At 68.8% G+C, this 19855-nt stretch carries 10 protein-coding genes and 3 rRNA genes; 10 read left to right on the plus strand and 3 right to left on the minus strand.

Going from position 1 to position 19855, the window contains the following annotated elements:
- Positions 1–511: 511 nt before the first annotated feature.
- Positions 512–1258 (minus strand): TetR/AcrR family transcriptional regulator, encoded by a 747-nt coding sequence (locus tag AC230_RS28620; protein ID WP_049719238.1) that lies wholly within the window; start codon positions 1256–1258, stop codon positions 512–514.
- Positions 1259–1636: 378 nt separating this feature from the next.
- Here AC230_RS28620 and AC230_RS28625 point away from each other — a divergent pair, with 378 nt between their 5' ends.
- Together AC230_RS28625 and AC230_RS28630 are read left to right on the plus strand one after the other, a co-directional pair.
- Positions 1637–2980, plus strand: coding sequence for an NAD(P)/FAD-dependent oxidoreductase (locus AC230_RS28625; protein WP_107082262.1), 1344 nt, complete (start codon positions 1637–1639; stop codon positions 2978–2980).
- A 266-nt stretch (positions 2981–3246) separates the two neighbouring features.
- Positions 3247–4989 (plus strand): ATP-binding SpoIIE family protein phosphatase, encoded by a 1743-nt coding sequence (locus AC230_RS28630; RefSeq protein ID WP_049719239.1) that lies wholly within the window; start codon positions 3247–3249, stop codon positions 4987–4989.
- An 85-nt stretch (positions 4990–5074) separates the two neighbouring features.
- On the opposite strand, the gene AC230_RS28635 is transcribed toward AC230_RS28630, so the two are convergent.
- Positions 5075–6403 (minus strand): MFS transporter, encoded by a 1329-nt coding sequence (locus AC230_RS28635; protein ID WP_049719240.1) that lies wholly within the window; start codon positions 6401–6403, stop codon positions 5075–5077.
- 142 nt (positions 6404–6545) lie between these two features.
- Here AC230_RS28635 and AC230_RS28640 point away from each other — a divergent pair, with 142 nt between their 5' ends.
- The 4 genes from AC230_RS28640 to rrf all read left to right on the plus strand — a co-directional run bounded on the left by AC230_RS28640 (position 6546) and on the right by rrf (position 12772).
- On the plus strand, positions 6546–7094 hold the full coding sequence (locus AC230_RS28640) for a MarR family winged helix-turn-helix transcriptional regulator (protein WP_049719241.1): 549 nt from the start codon (positions 6546–6548) through the stop codon (positions 7092–7094).
- Between the two features lie 556 nt (positions 7095–7650).
- A 16S ribosomal RNA gene (locus tag AC230_RS28645) occupies positions 7651–9176 on the plus strand.
- A gap of 278 nt (positions 9177–9454) precedes the next feature.
- Positions 9455–12577, plus strand: a 23S ribosomal RNA gene (locus AC230_RS28650).
- 78 nt (positions 12578–12655) lie between these two features.
- A 5S ribosomal RNA gene (gene rrf, locus AC230_RS28655) occupies positions 12656–12772 on the plus strand.
- The 16S, 23S and 5S rRNA genes sit together here, the layout of an rRNA operon.
- 129 nt (positions 12773–12901) lie before the next feature.
- On the opposite strand, the gene AC230_RS28660 is transcribed toward rrf, so the two are convergent.
- Positions 12902–13972 carry a DUF7847 domain-containing protein gene (locus tag AC230_RS28660; RefSeq protein WP_078871644.1) on the minus strand — a complete coding sequence of 357 codons (1071 nt, stop codon included), beginning with the start codon at positions 13970–13972 and terminating at the stop codon, positions 12902–12904.
- 167 nt (positions 13973–14139) lie between these two features.
- Here AC230_RS28660 and mtnA point away from each other — a divergent pair, with 167 nt between their 5' ends.
- The 4 genes from mtnA to AC230_RS28680 are packed head-to-tail and all read left to right on the plus strand — an operon-like array spanning position 14140 to position 19760.
- The gene (gene mtnA / locus AC230_RS28665) at positions 14140–15300 is read left to right on the plus strand and encodes an S-methyl-5-thioribose-1-phosphate isomerase (RefSeq protein ID WP_049719242.1); all 1161 of its coding nucleotides are present in this window, start codon (positions 14140–14142) and stop codon (positions 15298–15300) included.
- A complete protein-coding gene (gene mtrA / locus AC230_RS28670) occupies positions 15297–15974 on the plus strand; it encodes a two-component system response regulator MtrA (protein WP_004946863.1) in 678 nt (225 codons plus the stop codon). Before mtnA ends, mtrA begins: the two co-directional genes overlap by 4 nt.
- Before the next feature lies 1 nt (position 15975).
- Positions 15976–17940: an MtrAB system histidine kinase MtrB gene (gene mtrB / locus AC230_RS28675; RefSeq protein WP_049719243.1), complete on the plus strand. Its 1965-nt coding sequence runs from the start codon at positions 15976–15978 to the stop codon at positions 17938–17940.
- 5 nt (positions 17941–17945) lie between these two features.
- On the plus strand, positions 17946–19760 hold the full coding sequence (locus AC230_RS28680; RefSeq protein WP_241833393.1) for an LpqB family beta-propeller domain-containing protein: 1815 nt from the start codon (positions 17946–17948) through the stop codon (positions 19758–19760).
- Positions 19761–19855: the final 95 nt, after the last annotated feature.

Below are 19855 nucleotides of genomic sequence, written 5' to 3' on the forward strand. Positions count from 1 at the left end.
GGCTCCCGTGCACGCCGGACACCGAACAGCGGCCAGCGTCGCACAGGTGCCTGCGCACGCGCGGACACACGAACGGCAACCACTCGTCCGGGGAACCTTCGCACACCGGAGCGTGAGGAGCCGCCGCCTCAACGGCCGCTGTCCGCCGGGCACATGCGCCGGTCGGCGGTCAACCGGCGCTCAGCCGACGGCCACTCGGCCGGGAACGCCCTTCCGAATGCCCACTCTCCTTTCGGGTGTACCGGTGGTACCGGTGTACCGGTGTACCTGGAATGCCGGTGAACGATGTCGCCGCCGACGGCCGGGTCGTCCGGTGCTCGAACCACGGACAAGTGCTCACCAGGGATGCGCATCCGCCGGGACGGGCGCCCACCGGGATGCGTGCCCGTCACGGACGCGGGCCCGCGTCCGGACACTCGCCCGCTCGGGCACGCCCACGGAGGCGCACCCGATCAGACGTCCCGGTGGAGCACAGCGGTGGAACACACCGGAGCCCGCCCGGCGGCAGCCGCTACGCGGCGGGCCGCGACCGCAGCCCCTCCAGCAGGATGTCCAGCAGCCGCGAGGACGCCGCCGCCTGCTGCGCCGCGTCCGGCAGCGAGGGCGCCGCCGTGGCGATCACCAGCAGCACATCGGCGACCGTCACGTCCGACCGCAGCTCCCCGGCGGCCCGGGCGCGGTCCACCAGGCGCCCGACGACCTCCAGCAGCGCCGTGGCGCCCGAGCCGTCCCGCTCCTCGGCCGGTGCCGGCCGCTGCTCGACGAGCCGCAGCTCGTGGAGCTGGCCGCCGGGCCCGCCCGGCTGCCGCTGCTGCGGCACCCGCGCCTGCGGCGGCACGGCCGGCTCCGTGTGCTCCCCCTCGACGCCGACGCGCAGCACTTGCGGCGGCAGCAGCCGCCCCGCGCCCGAGGCGACCGAGGTGCGCAGGAACCGCGACAGCGCCGACCACGGCTCGTCCTCCTGGCCCAGGGCCGTGCGCGCCTGCTCGGTCAGCCGTGCGGTCTCCTCCTCCGCTATCCGCCTGACCAGTACGTCCTTGCTCGGGAACCGCCGGTAGACCGTGCCGACGCCCACGCGGGCGCGGCGCGCCACGTCCTCCATCGGCGCCCCGTACCCCAGCTCGCCGAAGACCTCGCGAGCCGCCCTCAGCACGTGCTCCAGGTTGCGCTGGGCGTCGACGCGCAGCGGTGTGCTACGGCCGCCGTTGCCGTCCGAAGGCGCGACAGCGGTCGACCAATGAGTGCCCTGAATTGGCATGTTTTCCCCCGGTTATGACGTCTCCCCCCGGAGACTCCCCGCCCTGACTGCCGGGGCACGTCGCTTTCGGCGCCCCGACGAAGTACGAACATAGTTGAGCCCAGGTCAAGAAAGAAGGGGGTAGTTCCGCACAGCCCACCCCCAATGGGAGTACGCGCCCCGGGCCGGTTGATTGCGCACCCCTTCACCACCCCGGCGCATCCTTGCTGACCTGCGGACCTCCTTGCGACAGAGGCAACAAGACGGGCGGCAGGTCGGGTTCGCTGCCAGTCATATGTTCGGCCCGGCCCTGTGGACAAACCCCGGCACCCGATGCGTCATGGGAGAGAGCTGTGAACGCGAGGACGCGAAGGGACTGCCTTGGCCAAAGAATCGGCGGTGCGGCGACCGACGCGCATTCTGGTGATCGGCGGCGGCTACGTCGGCATGTACGCCGCGCTGCACCTCCAGCGGCGGCTCCGGAAGGGCGAGGCCGAGGTCCTGGTCGTCAGCCCCGACCCGTACATGACCTACCAGCCCTTCCTCCCCGAGGCCGCGGCCGGATCGATCTCGCCGCGCCACGTCGTCGTCCCGCTCCGCCGCACCCTCAAGCGCTGCGAGGTCCTCGTCGGCGAGGCGACCTCCGTCGACCACGCCGCGCGCACCGCGCACGTGCGCACCCTCGCCACCGAGGAGGAGGGCGCCGGTGACATCACCCTCCACTACGACGAACTGGTCGTCGCCCCCGGCTCCGTCTCCCGCACCCTGCCCGTCCCCGGCCTCGCCGAGCACGGCATCGGCTTCAAGACCGTCGAAGAGGCCATCGGCCTGCGCAACCACGTCCTCGAACAGCTCGACATCGCCTCCTCCACCCGCGACCCCGAGGTCCGCGACGCCGCCCTCACCTTCGTCTTCGTCGGCGGCGGCTACGCCGGCGTGGAGGCCCTGGCCGAGCTGGAGGACATGGCCCGCTACGCCGCCCGCTACTACCACAACCTCTCCCCGGACGACCTGCGCTTCCTGCTCGTCGAGGCCACCGACCGGATCCTCCCCGAGGTCGGCCCCGAGATGGGCCGCTACGCCCTGCGGGAGCTGCGCGGCCGCAACATCGACGTCCGCCTGGACACCCGCCTCGACTCCTGCGAGGACCGCGTCGCGGTGCTCAGCGACGGATCCCGCCACCCCGCCCGCACCCTCGTGTGGACCGCCGGCGTCCGGCCGCACCCCGTCCTCGCCGCCACCGACCTCCCGCTGGACGAGCGCGGCCGCGTCCGCTGCCACCCCGACCTGCGGGTCGAGGACACCGACCACGCCTGGGCCGCCGGCGACGCCGCGGCCGTCCCCGACCTCACGGCCGGCAAGGACGGCGTGTACTGCGCGCCCAACGCCCAGCACGCCGTCCGCCAGTCGAAGGTCCTCGCCGGGAACGTCCTGTGCTCGCTGCGCGGCCACTCCCTGCGCGACTACCGCCACGCCTACGTCGGCTCCGTCGCCTCCCTGGGCCTCCACAAGGGCGTCGCCCACGTCTACGGACAGAAGTTCAAGGGCTACCCCGCCTGGTTCCTGCACCGCGCCTACCACCTCAGCCGCATCCCCACCTTCAACCGCAAGGCACGCGTCCTCGCCGAATGGACCCTCGCCGGGCTCTTCAAACGGGAGATCGTCTCGCTCGGCTCGGTGGAGAACCCCCGGGCGGAATTCGAACTCGCCGCGGGCACCGGCCGTCACCCGGAGGCCAGTTGACGCACGCGCCACGCCGACGCCGGAGCGGGGAACTCCCGGCGACGGCTCCGACGTCTCACGGATGTCAGTCCGGTCGGCCACACTGGACGTGTGACCATGGGTGGGTTCGCACTTCCGAAGAGTAACGATCGCGAGGATTTGGACGGTTGCTGCATTCCCCCGGGGGCCGGCCCCCGCACCGCCACCAGCGCCCCCGCACCGGGCGCGCGGCTTCACCACCCCACGTCGCCGAGCTGATCCGGACCGACTCCGCGAGGTAATCCTCAGTGAACTTCACCCGCTGGAGCGCCCGGCTCCCCGGCACACAGCGCCGAGCCGCGGCCCGCGCCGACCGCAAGACCGCCACCGCGCCGGCCGCCGCAGGCGCCGTCCCCGCGGCCCGCACCGGCTCCGGGCCGCACACCGCGCCCGTCCCCACCCTCGACGGGCTCTCCGTCCACGACGTCCTCGGCCAGGTGCCGGCCCTCGTCGCCGTCGTCTACGGGCCGGACCACCGCATCGCCTACGTCAACGACGCCTACGCCGCCCTCTTCGGCCCCCGCACCCCGGGCGCGCCCGCCCGCGAGGCCCTCCCCGAGCTGGAGGAACTCGGCCTGCTCGCCCTCATGGACCAGGTCCTGCGCAGCGGCCGGTCCCGCACCGTCAAGTCGCGGCGGGTCACCACGGCCGACACCGCGGGCGGCACCGGCCGGGACACCCGTGCCCGGCACGGCTACTACACCTTCACCTGCTCCCCCCTCCAGGTCGGGGCCGCACCCTGCCCCGCCGGCACCGGAGAGGCTCCGGCGGAAGCGGCCGGCACCCGGCCCGGCGTCCTCGTCTTCGCCGCCGACGTCACCGACCAGGTGGAGGCCGCCGAGCGGCTGCGCACCAGCGAACGCCGGCAGCGGGAAGCCGCCGTCACCCTCCAGCGCAGCCTCCTCCCCCAGGAGCTGGAGCAGCCCGACGACCTGCGCGTCGCCGCCACCTACCAGCCCGGCGGCAAGGACACCGCCGTCGGCGGCGACTGGTACGACGTGATCACCCTCGGCGCCGGACGCACGGCCCTGGTCATCGGCGACGTCATGGGCCGCGGGGTGCGCGCCGCCGCCGTCATGGGCCAGCTCCGGACGGCGGTCCGGGCCTACGCCCGCCTCGACCTGCCGCCCCACGAGGTCCTCCAGCTCCTCGACGGACTGGCCGCGGAGATCGACGCCACCCAGATCGCCACCTGTGTCTACGCCGTCCACGACCCCAACGAGGGCCGCCTCGTCTACGCCTCCGCCGGCCATCTGCCGATCCTCGTCCGCGACCCGGAGGGCACCGTCCACCGCGCCGCCGAGCCCACCGGCCCCCCGCTGGGCACCGGCGGCTGGCTGCACACCTCGGGGAGCGTCCCCCTCGGCCCCGGCTCCAGCGCCGTCCTCTACACGGACGGCCTCGTCGAGCGGCGCCACGAGGACATCGACGAGGGCGTCACCGCCCTCGAGCGCGCCTTCGCCGGCGCCACCGGATCGCCCCAGGTCATGTGCGACCGCCTCATCCGCACCCTGGGCATCACCGAGGAACACGACGACGACGTCGCCGTCCTCGTCCTCCAGCACCCCGCCCGCACCGGCCACGACGCCGAGCTCTTCCACAACGCCGCGCTCGAACTGCTCGGCGGTGTCGAGGCCGCGCCCCGCGCCCGCGCCTTCGCCTCCGGCGTCCTCGCCAGCTGGCGCTTCCCCCCTGACCTCCGCGACCTGGGCGTCCTGGCCACGAGTGAACTCGTGGCCAACTCGCTCCAGCACGGCACACCCCCGATGCGCCTGCGCCTGCGCCGCACCGACCGACGCCTGATCATCGAGGTCACGGACGGGGACGACCACCTCCCGCGGCGCCGCCGCGCGGAACCGGGCGACGAGGCCGGCCGCGGCATCTCCATCGTCGCGACCATCGCCTCCTCCTGGGGCTCGCGGCGCACCCCCGGCGGCGGCAAGGCCGTCTGGTGCGAATTCGCCCTCCCGCAGAAGCCCGCCCACGTGTAGGGACGGGCTCGTCTGGAGACCGGCTCCTGGAGACGGGATCGACGCACGGCGGGCGCGCCGGCCGCGCGGGTGCCGGCTGCCGCCGTCAGACGCCCAACGGCATCCGCCGGTCGGCCTCCGCCGCGATCGCGGAGGCCTCGGCCCCCGCGACAGCCGCCTCCGCCCGCCGCTCCTCGGCGGCCCGCAGCGGATTGTCCTGCGCGGGCGTCAGCCTGCCGCCCAGCCGCAGCGCCAGCACCGATATCCCCAGGGAGCACAGGACGAGCAGCACGATGTACGGCGCGTACAGCCCGGCACCCGCCATCATCCCGCCCGCGGCCGGACCGGCCGCCAGCGCCAACTGCTTCACCAGGGCGAACGCCGAGTTGTACTGACCGACCAGCCGGGCCGGTGCCAGATCGGCCACCAGCGGCGCCATCGTCGGCGACAGCATCGACTCGCCGACGCCGAAGAGCGAGAAGGTCGAGATCAGCAGCGTGGCCGCGACGGCGTGCGAGGCCGATATGAGCCCCGAGATCCCGGCGGCGATCCACGCCACCGTCCATATGAGCCCCACCAGCGCGACGACGCGACTCCGCCGGCGCCGCTCGACCAGGCGCAGCACGATGAACTGCGTCAACACGATCGCCGCCGTGTTCGCCGCCAGGGCGATGCCCAGCGTCGACGGGGAGATACGGGTGACCTCCACCGCGTAGGCCGCGAGACCGGACTCGAACTGGCCGTAGCAGGCGAAGAACATCACGAAGCCCAGGACCAGCAGCTGCACCATCGCCCGGTCCGACAGCAGCGTCCGCCAGCCGCTCCCGGCGGAGCCGTCGGCCAGTATCGCGTCCTCCACCCGCGGCGCCTTCGGCAGCCGCACGGTCGCGACCGTCGCCCCCAGCACCAGGAACATCGCCGACTCGATCGCGAAGAGCCGCACGAAGCTCGACGGATCGGCCGTGTCCACGATCTGGCCGCCCAGCAGGCCGCCGATGCCGAGACCGAGGTTGTTGAGGAAGAACTGCATGGCGAACGAGCGCGACCGCGTGGTGGTCGTCGAGCACCACACGATCATCGTGGCCAGAGCCGGCTGGATGACCGCTATACCGGCACCCAGCGCCGCCGCGGCGGCGATCACCGTCGGCTCGCTGCCGGCCAGCCCGAGCCCCATGGAGCCGACGGCGGCGGAGACCGTACCCGCGACGGCGACGGGCAGCGGACCCCGGCGGTCGATCGTGCGGCCGATGAACGGCAGCACGAGCAGCGCGGCGACGGCGAACGTCGCGAGCACGACACCCGCCGTGGTCGCACCGAGATCCCTCACCTGCGACACATAGATGAACAGGTACGGGACCGTGAAGCCGTTGCCGAACGCGCTCAGCGCGTTGCCCAGCTGGATCCGGCGCAGTGCTGCGCCCATCGCGGTGGTCACACTCACCCCCTAGGCAGAGAAGAGCCCGGACCGGCTCCGCAGGGCAACAGTCCAGGCCTGAAGACTTCAGTAGTAAAGTTCGAAGCTAAAGAGTACACACCGAAGGGCTTTAGCGGCAAGGGGTCGTGTCATACTGCCGCTCATGGCTGACACCCCCGGCCCCGCCGAGCCGAGCCTCGAAGAGCAGATCGCCGCCTACCAGCGCGAGTTCCAGGACCTGGACCCGCAGGTCGAGAAGGTGGTCTCGGCGCTCAGCAGGCTCAATCGGCGCATGAACGTCGCGTACGGCCGGCAGACCGCCGAGCTCGGCATCAGCAACGCCGAGTGGGAGGTCCTCAAGGCCCTCGTCCTCGCCGGCCGCCCCTACCGCCTGGGCCCGGGTGACCTGGCCAAGCGGCTGGGTCTGACGCCGGCGGCCATGACGCACCGCATCGACCGCATGGTCGCGGAGGGTCTCGTCACCCGGGAGCGCGACGGCAGCAACCGGGTCCGGGTGATCGTCGGCCTCACGGACGACGGGCGCGAGAAGTGGCTGGACGCGATGCGCCTCGCCTCGGTCTTCGAGGAGGAGCTCCTCCAGGACCTCTCCGGCGAGGACCGCGGCAAGCTCGGCGAGCTCCTGACCAAGCTGCTCCGCCGCGTCGAGACCGCCCAGCCGGACGCCGGCGGACGGCTCCGCGACCTCGACTGAGACGCCTCGACCGAGGCGCCCGACGCCAGGGTTGACACCGGGGCGACGGATCCGTAATGTACTCCGAGCTGCCACGGAGCCGTATCGGTTTTTCGCGGCAGCGATTCACGCCAGTCGGCGGGATTCCTACTGCACGGCCCCTGAACGGGATGGATTTCGGCATGCCGGAATTCGGTTCCGGACTCCGATTAGGAGTCGCCGGGGAAATCCGCTAAAGTAGTGATCACGCCGGGCCGCGAAAGCGGAAAGGCGGGAAAGCCCCGATCCAGCAGGGGGCCGGAAACGAGAAATCGGATCTGGTAAGGTTGGAAACAACGAAGGGAAGCGCCCGGAGCGCCTGGTGAAACAGGAGCGAAGGAAGCGTCCGTTCCTTGAGAACTCAACAGCGTGCCAAAAGTCAACGCCAGACTATAAAACAACCCCGTTCCGGCCGGTTTGACCGGTTGGGATGAGGTTCCTTTGAAAAACACAGCGAGGACGCTGTGAACGGCCGGGCTTATTCCGCCTGGCTGTTCCGCTCAACGCGAGTGTTGAACCGGTATGAGTCCGGTAAGCATTCACGGAGAGTTTGATCCTGGCTCAGGACGAACGCTGGCGGCGTGCTTAACACATGCAAGTCGAACGATGAAGCCGCTTCGGTGGTGGATTAGTGGCGAACGGGTGAGTAACACGTGGGCAATCTGCCCTGCACTCTGGGACAAGCCCTGGAAACGGGGTCTAATACCGGATATGACCTGCCGAGGCATCTCGGTGGGTGGAAAGCTCCGGCGGTGCAGGATGAGCCCGCGGCCTATCAGCTTGTTGGTGGGGTGATGGCCTACCAAGGCGACGACGGGTAGCCGGCCTGAGAGGGCGACCGGCCACACTGGGACTGAGACACGGCCCAGACTCCTACGGGAGGCAGCAGTGGGGAATATTGCACAATGGGCGCAAGCCTGATGCAGCGACGCCGCGTGAGGGATGACGGCCTTCGGGTTGTAAACCTCTTTCAGCAGGGAAGAAGCGCAAGTGACGGTACCTGCAGAAGAAGCGCCGGCTAACTACGTGCCAGCAGCCGCGGTAATACGTAGGGCGCAAGCGTTGTCCGGAATTATTGGGCGTAAAGAGCTCGTAGGCGGCTTGTCGCGTCGGATGTGAAAGCCCGGGGCTTAACTCCGGGTCTGCATTCGATACGGGCAGGCTAGAGTTCGGTAGGGGAGATCGGAATTCCTGGTGTAGCGGTGAAATGCGCAGATATCAGGAGGAACACCGGTGGCGAAGGCGGATCTCTGGGCCGATACTGACGCTGAGGAGCGAAAGCGTGGGGAGCGAACAGGATTAGATACCCTGGTAGTCCACGCCGTAAACGTTGGGCACTAGGTGTGGGCGACATTCCACGTCGTCCGTGCCGCAGCTAACGCATTAAGTGCCCCGCCTGGGGAGTACGGCCGCAAGGCTAAAACTCAAAGGAATTGACGGGGGCCCGCACAAGCAGCGGAGCATGTGGCTTAATTCGACGCAACGCGAAGAACCTTACCAAGGCTTGACATACATCGGAAACGGCCAGAGATGGTCGCCCCCTTGTGGTCGGTGTACAGGTGGTGCATGGCTGTCGTCAGCTCGTGTCGTGAGATGTTGGGTTAAGTCCCGCAACGAGCGCAACCCTTGTTCTGTGTTGCCAGCATGCCTTTCGGGGTGATGGGGACTCACAGGAGACTGCCGGGGTCAACTCGGAGGAAGGTGGGGACGACGTCAAGTCATCATGCCCCTTATGTCTTGGGCTGCACACGTGCTACAATGGCCGGTACAATGAGCTGCGATGCCGTGAGGTGGAGCGAATCTCAAAAAGCCGGTCTCAGTTCGGATTGGGGTCTGCAACTCGACCCCATGAAGTTGGAGTTGCTAGTAATCGCAGATCAGCATTGCTGCGGTGAATACGTTCCCGGGCCTTGTACACACCGCCCGTCACGTCACGAAAGTCGGTAACACCCGAAGCCGGTGGCCCAACCCTTGTGGAGGGAGCCGTCGAAGGTGGGACTGGCGATTGGGACGAAGTCGTAACAAGGTAGCCGTACCGGAAGGTGCGGCTGGATCACCTCCTTTCTAAGGAGCACATAGCCGACTACGAGCGAATGTCTCGTACGGTTGCTCATGGGTGGAACGTTGACTAGTCGGCCGGCTTGGTGAGCCTTCTCTGTTAGTACTGCTTCGGCGTGGAACGCAGGTGGGGTGAACTGGTCTGGTCGGGCACGCTGTTGGGTGTCTGAGGGTACGGCGTATGGCTGTCCTTCGGTGCCGGCCCCAGTGAACTCGATGCTTGGTGTCGGGTGTGGGGTGGCTGGTCGTTGTTTGAGAACTGCACAGTGGACGCGAGCATCTGTGGCCAAGTTTTTAAGGGCGCACGGTGGATGCCTTGGCACCAGGAACCGATGAAGGACGTGGGAGGCCGCGATAGGCCCCGGGGAGCTGTCAACCGAGCTGTGATCCGGGGGTGTCCGAATGGGGAAACCCGGCAGTCGTCATGGGCTGTCACCCGCTGCTGAACACATAGGCAGTGTGGAGGGAACGCGGGGAAGTGAAACATCTCAGTACCCGCAGGAAGAGAAAACAACCGTGATTCCGGGAGTAGTGGCGAGCGAAACTGGATGAGGCCAAACCGTATGCGTGTGATACCCGGCAGGGGTTGCGTATGCGGGGTTGTGGGATCTCTCTTCTGTCGTCTGCCGGCGGCAGGACGAGTCAGAAACCGTTGATGTAGGCGAAGGACATGCGAAAGGTCCGGCGTAGAGGGTAAGACCCCCGTAGTCGAAACGTCAGCGGCTCGTTTGAGAGACACCCAAGTAGCACGGGGCCCGAGAAATCCCGTGTGAATCTGGCGGGACCACCCGTTAAGCCTAAATATTCCCTGGTGACCGATAGCGGATAGTACCGTGAGGGAATGGTGAAAAGTACCGCGGGAGCGGAGTGAAATAGTACCTGAAACCGTGTGCCTACAAGCCGTGGGAGCGTCGCATCGAGTGCTTGCACTCGGTGTCGTGACTGCGTGCCTTTTGAAGAATGAGCCTGCGAGTTTGCGGTGTGTTGCGAGGTTAACCCGTGTGGGGAAGCCGTAGCGAAAGCGAGTCCGAAGAGGGCGACCTAGTAGCGCGCCCAAGACCCGAAGCGGGGTGATCTAGCCATGGGCAGGTTGAAGCGGAGGTAAGACTTCGTGGAGGACCGAACCCACCAGGGTTGAAAACCTGGGGGATGACCTGTGGTTAGGGGTGAAAGGCCAATCAAACTCCGTGATAGCTGGTTCTCCCCGAAATGCATTTAGGTGCAGCGTCGTGTGTTTCTTGCCGGAGGTAGAGCACTGGATAGGCGATGGGCCCTACCGGGTTACTGACCTTAGCCAAACTCCGAATGCCGGTAAGTGAGAGCGCGGCAGTGAGACTGTGGGGGATAAGCTCCATGGTCGAGAGGGAAACAGCCCAGAGCATCGACTAAGGCCCCTAAGCGTACGCTAAGTGGGAAAGGATGTGGAGTCGCAGAGACAACCAGGAGGTTGGCTTAGAAGCAGCCACCCTTGAAAGAGTGCGTAATAGCTCACTGGTCAAGTGATTCCGCGCCGACAATGTAGCGGGGCTCAAGCGTACCGCCGAAGTCGTGTCACTGCAGCATGAGACCTAACGGTTGTTGTGGTGGGTAGGGGAGCGTCGTGTGCCGGGTGAAGCAGCGCCGGAAGGTAGTTGTGGACGGTTCACGAGTGAGAATGCAGGCATGAGTAGCGATACACACGTGGGAAACGTGTGCGCCGATTGACTAAGGGTTCCTGGGTCAAGCTGATCTGCCCAGGGTAAGTCGGGACCTAAGGCGAGGCCGACAGGCGTAGTCGATGGACAACCGGTTGATATTCCGGTACCCGCTTTGAAGCGCCAAACATCGAATCCTCTGATGCTAAGCCCGTGAAGCCGCCCTGAGCTCTTCGGAGTGTAGGGGAGTGGTGGAGCCGGTGACCCGAGGTGGTAGTAGGTGAGTGATGGGGTGACGCAGGAAGGTAGTCCAGCCCGGGCGGTGGTTGTCCCGGGGTAAGGGTGTAGGCCGTGTGATAGGCAAATCCGTCACACATGGGGCTGAGACCTGATGCCGAGCCGATTGTGGCGAAGTGGATGATCCTATGCTGTCGAGAAAAGCCTCTAGCGAGTTTCATGGCGGCCCGTACCCTAAACCGACTCAGGTGGTCAGGTAGAGAATACCGAGGCGTTCGGGTGAACTATGGTTAAGGAACTCGGCAAAATGCCCCCGTAACTTCGGGAGAAGGGGGGCCATTCCTGGTGATGAGTTTTGCACTCGGAGCTGGGGGTGGCCGCAGAGACCAGCGAGAAGCGACTGTTTACTAAAAACACAGGTCCGTGCGAAGCCGTAAGGCGATGTATACGGACTGACGCCTGCCCGGTGCTGGAACGTTAAGGGGACCGGTTAGCTCCATTTCGGTGGGGCGAAGCTGAGAACTTAAGCGCCAGTAAACGGCGGTGGTAACTATAACCATCCTAAGGTAGCGAAATTCCTTGTCGGGTAAGTTCCGACCTGCACGAATGGCGTAACGACTTCTCGACTGTCTCAACCATAGGCCCGGTGAAATTGCACTACGAGTAAAGATGCTCGTTTCGCGCAGCAGGACGGAAAGACCCCGGGACCTTTACTACAGCTTGATATTGGTGTTCGGTTCGGCTTGTGTAGGATAGGTGGGAGACTGTGAAGCATGCACGCCAGTGTGTGTGGAGTCGTCGTTGAAATACCACTCTGGTCGTGCTGGATGTCTAACCTGGGTCCGTGATCCGGATCAGGGACAGTGTCTGGTGGGTAGTTTAACTGGGGCGGTTGCCTCCTAAAGGGTAACGGAGGCGCCCAAAGGTTCCCTCAGCCTGGTTGGCAATCAGGTGTTGAGTGTAAGTGCACAAGGGAGCTTGACTGTGAGACCGACGGGTCGAGCAGGGACGAAAGTCGGGACTAGTGATCCGGCGGTGGCTTGTGGAAGCGCCGTCGCTCAACGGATAAAAGGTACCCCGGGGATAACAGGCTGATCTTCCCCAAGAGTCCATATCGACGGGATGGTTTGGCACCTCGATGTCGGCTCGTCGCATCCTGGGGCTGGAGTCGGTCCCAAGGGTTGGGCTGTTCGCCCATTAAAGCGGTACGCGAGCTGGGTTTAGAACGTCGTGAGACAGTTCGGTCCCTATCCGCTGTGCGCGTAGGAGTCTTGAGAAGGGCTGTCCCTAGTACGAGAGGACCGGGACGGACGAACCTCTGGTGTGCCAGTTGTTCTGCCAAGGGCATGGCTGGTTGGCTACGTTCGGGAGGGATAACCGCTGAAAGCATCTAAGCGGGAAGCCTGCTTCGAGATGAGGACTCCCACCCACTTGATGGGGTAAGGCTCCCAGTAGACGACTGGGTTGATAGGCCAGATATGGAAGCCGGGTGACCGGTGGAGTTGACTGGTACTAATAGGCCGAGGGCTTGTCCTCAGTTGCTCGCGTCCACTGTGTTGGTTCTGAAACCACGAACGACCTTTGCCGGTTGGTTTGTTGATTGTTTCATAGTGTTTCGGTGGTCATAGCGTTAGGGAAACGCCCGGTTACATTCCGAACCCGGAAGCTAAGCCTTTCAGCGCCGATGGTACTGCATGGGGGACCGTGTGGGAGAGTAGGACGCCGCCGAACTAAATTTGAAGAAAAGCCGTGGGTTCCGGATCGTGAAAACGATCCGGAACCCACGGCTTTTTGCGTTCCCCACCAGAGGCGCCCCGCCCGCATGTGTGCCCGCCCCCGGATAGGGCGGGCACAAACCGTTCAGCCGACCGGGGCCTGGCCGGCGGCGCGAATGAGCTCCACGTCCAGGGACTCACGGCGAATGCGCTGGTCCATGTAAATCAGCGCGGTCACACCGGCGGTGAAAGGCAGTGTGAGGGTCGAGCTGATAACGGCCCCCACCCCCGTAATGACCGCCGAAGTCCAGCTGAACGTGGTGGCACTTTCAAGATCACCAGCAGCGATCAATTGAACGATGCCCACCGGTATCTCCACGATCATGGCCACGGCGAAAAGCAGCAGCAAAGCCAGGATCTGCACGCCGAATATCCGCCACCAAGCGCCCCGGACCAGCTTGGCGCTGCGTCGCATGGAAGCGATCACGCCCTGCTTTTCGAGCACCAGGACCGGTGCCGCGAGGCAGTAGCGGATCCAGAGCCACATCGTGCCGACCATGCCGCCAAGGGCCCCGAAAAGGGCGAGGGCGGCTCCCACGGCGTCGGCGCCGGCCGCGTAGAGCAGCAGGCCCGGCGCCGTACAGACGGCCAGGAAGGCCACCATCAGCAGGGGGATGAGGAGGAGCAGGCCCGCCATGCGCGCGAGCTGCGGCCGGGAGCTCTGCCAGGCCTCTCCGGCCGTGACGGACTGGCCGAGGACGGCGCGGCTCACCACCACGGTCAGCATGGTCGCCGCGATGATCGAGCCGATGAGGCCGATCACCATGGTGACGCCCATGGTGCCGATGCTGTCGCCCATGGCCTCCACCACCCGGCTGGGGCTGGCGTTGTCCCTGAGGTTCTCCAGGGCTTCGCTGTCCTCGCGCCACAGACCGGTGACGACGGTGGCGACGGCCTGGGTGACCAGCGAGACGCCGAAGGCGACCGGCAGGACGACCCGCCAGTGCTTGACCATGGTGCTGAGCGAGCCCTGAAGGATCTCGCCGACGCCGAGTGGACGCAGCGGGATGACGCCCGGCTGGGGAGCGCGCGGCGGGGGAGCCCAGGGGGTGTGGCCCCAGCCCCAGCCGGGTTGCTGCCCGCCGGGCGGCGGCCAGCCCGGGGGCTGGCCGGAGGGGGAGGGCCCGGGCGCGCCGGGGCCCGGAGAGTCGTTCATGTTCTGTCGCTCCTTCTGGGCCCGCCCGCCGTTCCGGCCGCCGGGCCATGACCAAACCCGTTACCCGAACATCGTGTCACGGTGCCCGTCGCACGCCCTGGGCTCGTAAGAGGGAGAGGGCGCCAGGCGGCCTTCAAGACTCGGGCCGCCAGGGGCAGACTGGATGAATGGCCGATCAGTACGCGCTTCGCACGGACGCCGCCGGTTCTCCCGCCCCCGCCGCTCTGCGCTGGGAGGAGCCGCCCGAAGGCCCGGTGATCGTCCTGTTGGACCAGCGCCGGCTGCCCGGCGAGGAGGTCGAGCTGGTCTGTACGGATGTACCGGCGCTGATCGAGGCGATACAGGGCCTGGCGGTGCGGGGTGCGCCGCTGCTCGGTGTGGCGGGTGCGTACGGTGTCGCACTCGCGGCGGTGCGGGGCTTCGACGTCGAGGAATCCGCCGGCATGCTGGCCGGTGCCCGTCCCACCGCCGTCAATCTGGCGGTGGGGGTCGGCAGGGCCCTGGAGGCGTACCGGGCGGCGGCGAAGGAGGGGGCCGACGCACGGCGCGCAGGGGAGGCGGCGCTCGCCGAGGCGCGCGCGATCCACCGGGAGGACGCCCGGGCCAGTGAGCTGATGGCCCGCCATGGGCTCGGTCTGCTCGACGAGTTGCTGCCGGGCGGCGCGCACCAGATCCTCACGCATTGCAACACGGGTTCCCTCGTCTCCGGTGGCGACGGCACGGCGTTCGCCGTCGTCAAGGCCGCCCATGAGGCGGGACGGCTGCGGCGCCTGTGGGTGGACGAGACGCGTCCGCTGCTCCAGGGCGCGCGGCTCACGGCGTACGAGGCGGCGCGCGCCGGGATGGCGTACACCGTGCTGGCGGACAACGCGGCGGGCTCGCTGTTCGCGGCGGGCGAGGTGGACGCCGTCCTCATCGGGGCCGACCGGATCGCCGCCGACGGCTCGGTGGCCAACAAGGTGGGCAGCTACCCGCTGGCCGTGCTGGCCGGCTACCACCATGTGCCGTTCGTCGTCGTCGCGCCCTGCTCGACCGTCGACCCCGGGACGCCGGACGGGGCGGGGATCGAGGTGGAACAGCGTCCCGGCAATGAGGTCACGGAGTTCCCGGTGACCGTCCCGGCGCCCGAGGCGGGGGCCGCGCCTGTGACGGGTGTGGCGGTCGCGCCGCCTGGGGCGCAGGCCTACAACCCTGCGTTCGACGTCACACCACCCGAGCTGGTGACCGCGATTGTCACGGAAAACGGCGTTGTTTCCCCCGTGACCGAGAGCGCTCTGGCGGAGCTGTGTGACAGGTCACGATCGGGTAATGGGATGATGTCGATATGAAGGGACGCGTCCTTGTCGTTGACGACGACACCGCACTGGCCGAGATGCTCGGAATCGTGCTGCGGGGTGAGGGTTTCGAGCCGTCGTTTGTAGCCGACGGCGACAAGGCACTCGCCGCATTTCGCGAGGCCAAACCTGATCTTGTTTTGCTCGATCTGATGCTGCCCGGCCGGGACGGTATCGAGGTGTGCCGGCTGATCCGCGCCGAATCCGGTGTGCCGATCGTGATGCTGACCGCCAAGAGCGACACGGTGGATGTGGTGGTCGGCCTGGAATCGGGCGCCGACGACTACATCGTCAAGCCGTTCAAGCCGAAGGAACTGGTGGCGCGGATCCGCGCCCGGCTGCGCAGGTCGGAGGAGCCGGCGCCGGAGCAGCTGACGATCGGCGACCTCGTCATCGACGTGGCGGGCCACTCCGTGAAGCGGGACGGGCAGGCGATCGCCCTGACGCCGCTGGAGTTCGACCTGCTGGTGGCGCTGGCCCGCAAGCCGTGGCAGGTGTTCACCCGTGAGGTCCTGCTGGAGCAGGTGTGGGGCTACCGGCACGCGGCCGACACGCGGCTGGTCAACGTGCACGTGCAGCGACTGCGCTCGAAGGTGGAGAAGGACCCCGAGCGTCCCGAGATCGTGGTGACGGTCCGCGGCGTCGGCTACAAGGCCGGGCCGAGCTGACGTGAGCGAGCGCGGTGCCGCGCCGGAGCGGAGCGCGGGGCTGCCGGCCGAGACGGCGGGCGGCATATCCCTCTTCCGCCGGCTCTGGCGTGCCGGGCTGCTGCTGCCGGGCGGTGCCGCCGCCGCGCCCGTCCATCCGGTGCTGCGGCTGTACGCGCGCTGGGTGCGCCGTCCGCTGCTGCCCGCGATGCGGCTGTGGCGGCGCAACATCCAGTTGCGGGTGGTGGCCACGACGCTGCTGATGTCGCTGGGCGTGGTGCTGCTGCTGGGGCTCGTCGTCATCGGGCAGGTGCGGAACGGCCTCCTGGAGGCCAAGCGCAACGCCGCGCAGAGCCAGGCGGAGGGCGGCTTCAAGGCGGCCCGGGACGCGGCCGACGCGGGTGCCACCGGCGCCGACGGCGGCGGCCAGGACGGCTCCCGGGCGGGCGGGCGCAACCCCGACCCCGGTGCCTGGCTGACCGGGCTCGTCCAGCAGCTCGCCAGCGGCGGCCAGGGCGTCTACCACGTGGTGGCGCTCAGCGAGGGCGGTACGGACCCGACGCACATGGGCACCCGGGGGCCGCGCGCCTCCGGGGACATCGACCCGGAGCGCAGCATTCCGCAGGATCTGCGCCGCAAGCTGGAGACCCAGTCCGGCGCGTACGAGGAGCCGACGTCGATCCGGCGCAACGGCTCCGACGAGGGCGAGCCCGCGCTCGTCGTCGGCAAGCGGCTCTACGACATCAACGGCAAGTCGTACCAGCTCTACTACCTCTTCCCGTTCACGCAGGAGGAGCGGTCGCTGAGCCTGGTCAAGGGCACGCTCGCGACGGCGGGGGTCTTCCTCGTCGTCCTCCTCGGGGCCATCGCCTGGCTGGTCGTCCGGCAGATCGTCACGCCGGTGCGCATGGCCGCGAGCATCTCCGAGCGGCTCGCGGCGGGGGTGCTCCAGGAGCGGATGAAGGTCAGCGGCGAGGACGACATCGCCCGGCTCGGCGAGTCGTTCAACAAGATGGCGCAGAACCTCCAGGTGAAGATCCAGCAGTTGGAGGAGCTGTCGCGGATGCAGCGGCGGTTCGTCTCCGACGTGTCGCACGAGCTGCGGACGCCGCTGACCACGGTGCGGATGGCGGCGGAGGTCATCCACGAGGCCCGGGACGGCTTCGACCCCGTCACGGCACGCTCGGCGGAGCTGCTGTGCGGGCAGCTCGACCGTTTCGAGTCCCTGCTGGCGGACCTGCTGGAGATCAGCCGGTTCGACGCGGGCGCGGCCGCCCTGGAGGCGGAGCCCGTGGACCTGCGGGACGTGGTGAACCGGGTCATCGAGGGCGCGCTGCCGCTGGCGGAGCGCAAGGGCAGCCGCGTGCGCGTGGAGGGCGCGGAGGAGCCGGTGGTCGCGGAGGCGGACTCCCGGCGCGTCGAGCGGGTGCTGCGCAACCTCGTCGTCAACGCCGTGGAGCACGGGGAGGGCCGGGACGTGGTCGTACGGCTGGCGATGGCCGGCGGCGCGGTCGCGGTGGCCGTCCGCGACTACGGTGTGGGGCTCAAGCCGGGCGAGGCGACGCGGGTGTTCAACCGCTTCTGGCGGGCGGACCCGGCGCGCGCCCGGACGACGGGCGGGACGGGCCTGGGCCTGTCCATCGCGGTGGAGGACGCGCGGCTGCACGGCGGCTGGCTGCAGGCGTGGGGCGAGCCGGGCGGCGGTTCGCAGTTCCGGCTGACGCTGCCGTGCGCGGCGGGCGACACGCTGCGGGGTTCGCCGATCCCGCTGGAGCCGGCGGATTCGCGGCGCAAGCGGGGGCTCGACGAGTCGGGCGTGCCCCTCTCGACGGCGCGCCGCGGCGCGTCCGTACCCGCGCAGACGCGTCAGTCCGCGCCGGCCGTGGACCCGGCGGCCCTGCCGGGCAACGGCGCGCGCGTGGTGGCCCGGCCCGGTGGCGCGCCGGTGGACGGACGGACGGGCACGCAGGACCGGAGGCGGGTGTGAGGAGCGTGAACAGGGCCGTCCGGCACCGTCGGCCGGGCGTGGCGCTGCTGGTGGCGGCGGTCTGCGGGGGGCTGCTGGCCGGCTGTGCGTCGATGCCGGACAGCGGCGAGGTGGACTCCGTCGACTCCTCGCAGCGCGCGGACGCCGACGCGCAGGTGCGCGTGTACGGCGTTCCGCCGCGCAAGAACGAGCCGCCGGTGGAGCTCGTCAAGGGCTTCCTGGAGGCGACGACCAGCGACGACCCGGACTACGCCACGGCCCGCATGTACCTGGCGAAGAACGCCAAGCGGCAGTGGCGGCCGACCGCGTCCACGACCGTGCTGGCGGAACCGATTCCGCAGGTGCAGGTCGGGGCCGGCGGCGGGGACCGGGGCACGGAGCTGACGGTCACGCTGACCGGCAAGCAGGTCGCGCAGGTGGACGCGAAGCACGCCTACCGGCCGGACGCCCGCGACTACCGCTCGCGCATCCACCTGACGCGCGAGGACGGCGAGTGGCGGATCGACGCCCTGCCGCCGGGGCTCGTGATGGGGCTGTCGGACTTCCAGCGCATCTACCGGTCGGTCAACAAGTTCTACTTCGCGGAGCCGGTGCCGGGCGCGGGTGGCAAGGCGCGGGACGTGCTCGTCGCGGACCCCGTCTACCTGCGCAAGCGCATAGACACGGTGACGTCCGCGGTGCGGGCGCTGCTCGACGGCCCCACGAGCTGGCTGGAGCCGGTCGCGACGTCGTCGTTCCCGGCGGGCACGCGGCTGGAGGACGAGCGGCTCTCGCTCGACGACTCCAACAGCCTCAAGGTGCGGCTCAGCGAGCAGGCCGAGGGGGTCGGGCAGGACCGCTGTCTGCGGATGGCGGCCCAACTCTTCTACACCGCACAGGAGTCGGCGCGGGTCGACCGGGTGACGCTGCAGGGCAAGGGCGGGACGCTGTGCTCGCTCGACCGCGCGGACGCCCGGGGCTACGGTCCGGACCAGACCGCCGGCCGGCCCGACCGGCAGTACTTCCTCGACGAGCAGCACCGGCTGGTGGGGCTGGCGGACGGGGAGGGGCCGCAGCGGGTGGCCGGGCCGTTCGGCGCGGACGGCGGGCCGCAGTTGCGGTCCGTCGCGGTGGACCGGGCGGAGCGCCGGGCGGCGGGGGTGTCGCTGAACGGGCAGACGCTCCACGTCGCCGACCTGGCCTCCGGGGCGGCGGCCGGCGAGCCCCGGCTGACGGTCCGCGGTGGCTCCAAGGGCGGCCTGACCGCGCCGAGTTGGGACGGGCTGGGGGATCTGTGGGTGGCCGACCAGGATCCGGACCGGCCGCGGCTGCTGCGGCTGCGCGGCGGTACGGGCACCCCGGAGGAGGTCCCGGTGGACGGGCTCAAGGGGCAGCGGATCACCGGTGTGCGGGTCGCGGCCGACGGGGTGCGGGTCGCGCTGCTGGTGACGAACGGCGACCGGTCGGTGCTGCGGCTGGGCCGCGTGGAGCGGCAGGGCGGCGGGGGACGTCCGGGGCTGGCCGTACGGGAGTTGCGGACGGTCGCGCCCAAACTGGTGGACGTCGACGCCGTTTCGTGGGCCGGCGGAAGCCGGCTGCTGGTGGCGGGGAGCGAGCAGGGCGGGCTCCAGCAGGTGGAGTTCATCGACACGGACGGTTCGCCGTCCAACACGTCGGCCCTGCCGGGCATCACGGGCGTGACGGGCGTGGCGGCGCCGGAGGGCGCGGGCAAGGCACAGGCCCTGCTCGCCGAGCAGGACGGCGGGATCGTCCGGCTGTTGCCGGACACGAACTGGAAGCCGGTGGCGAAGAAGGGGTCGGCGCCGGTTTATCCGGGATAGGGCCGGCTGATCGGAGGGGTCGGGGCCGGCGGAGTGGTCGGGTGCGGTGTTACTGGTGGGGTGGTCGGGCCGGTCGGGTCGGTCAGGCCGGTCGG

Origin of the sequence: Streptomyces caatingaensis (assembly GCF_001187435.1) — a bacterium.
GTDB classification, from domain to species: Bacteria; Actinomycetota; Actinomycetes; order Streptomycetales; family Streptomycetaceae; genus Streptomyces; species Streptomyces caatingaensis.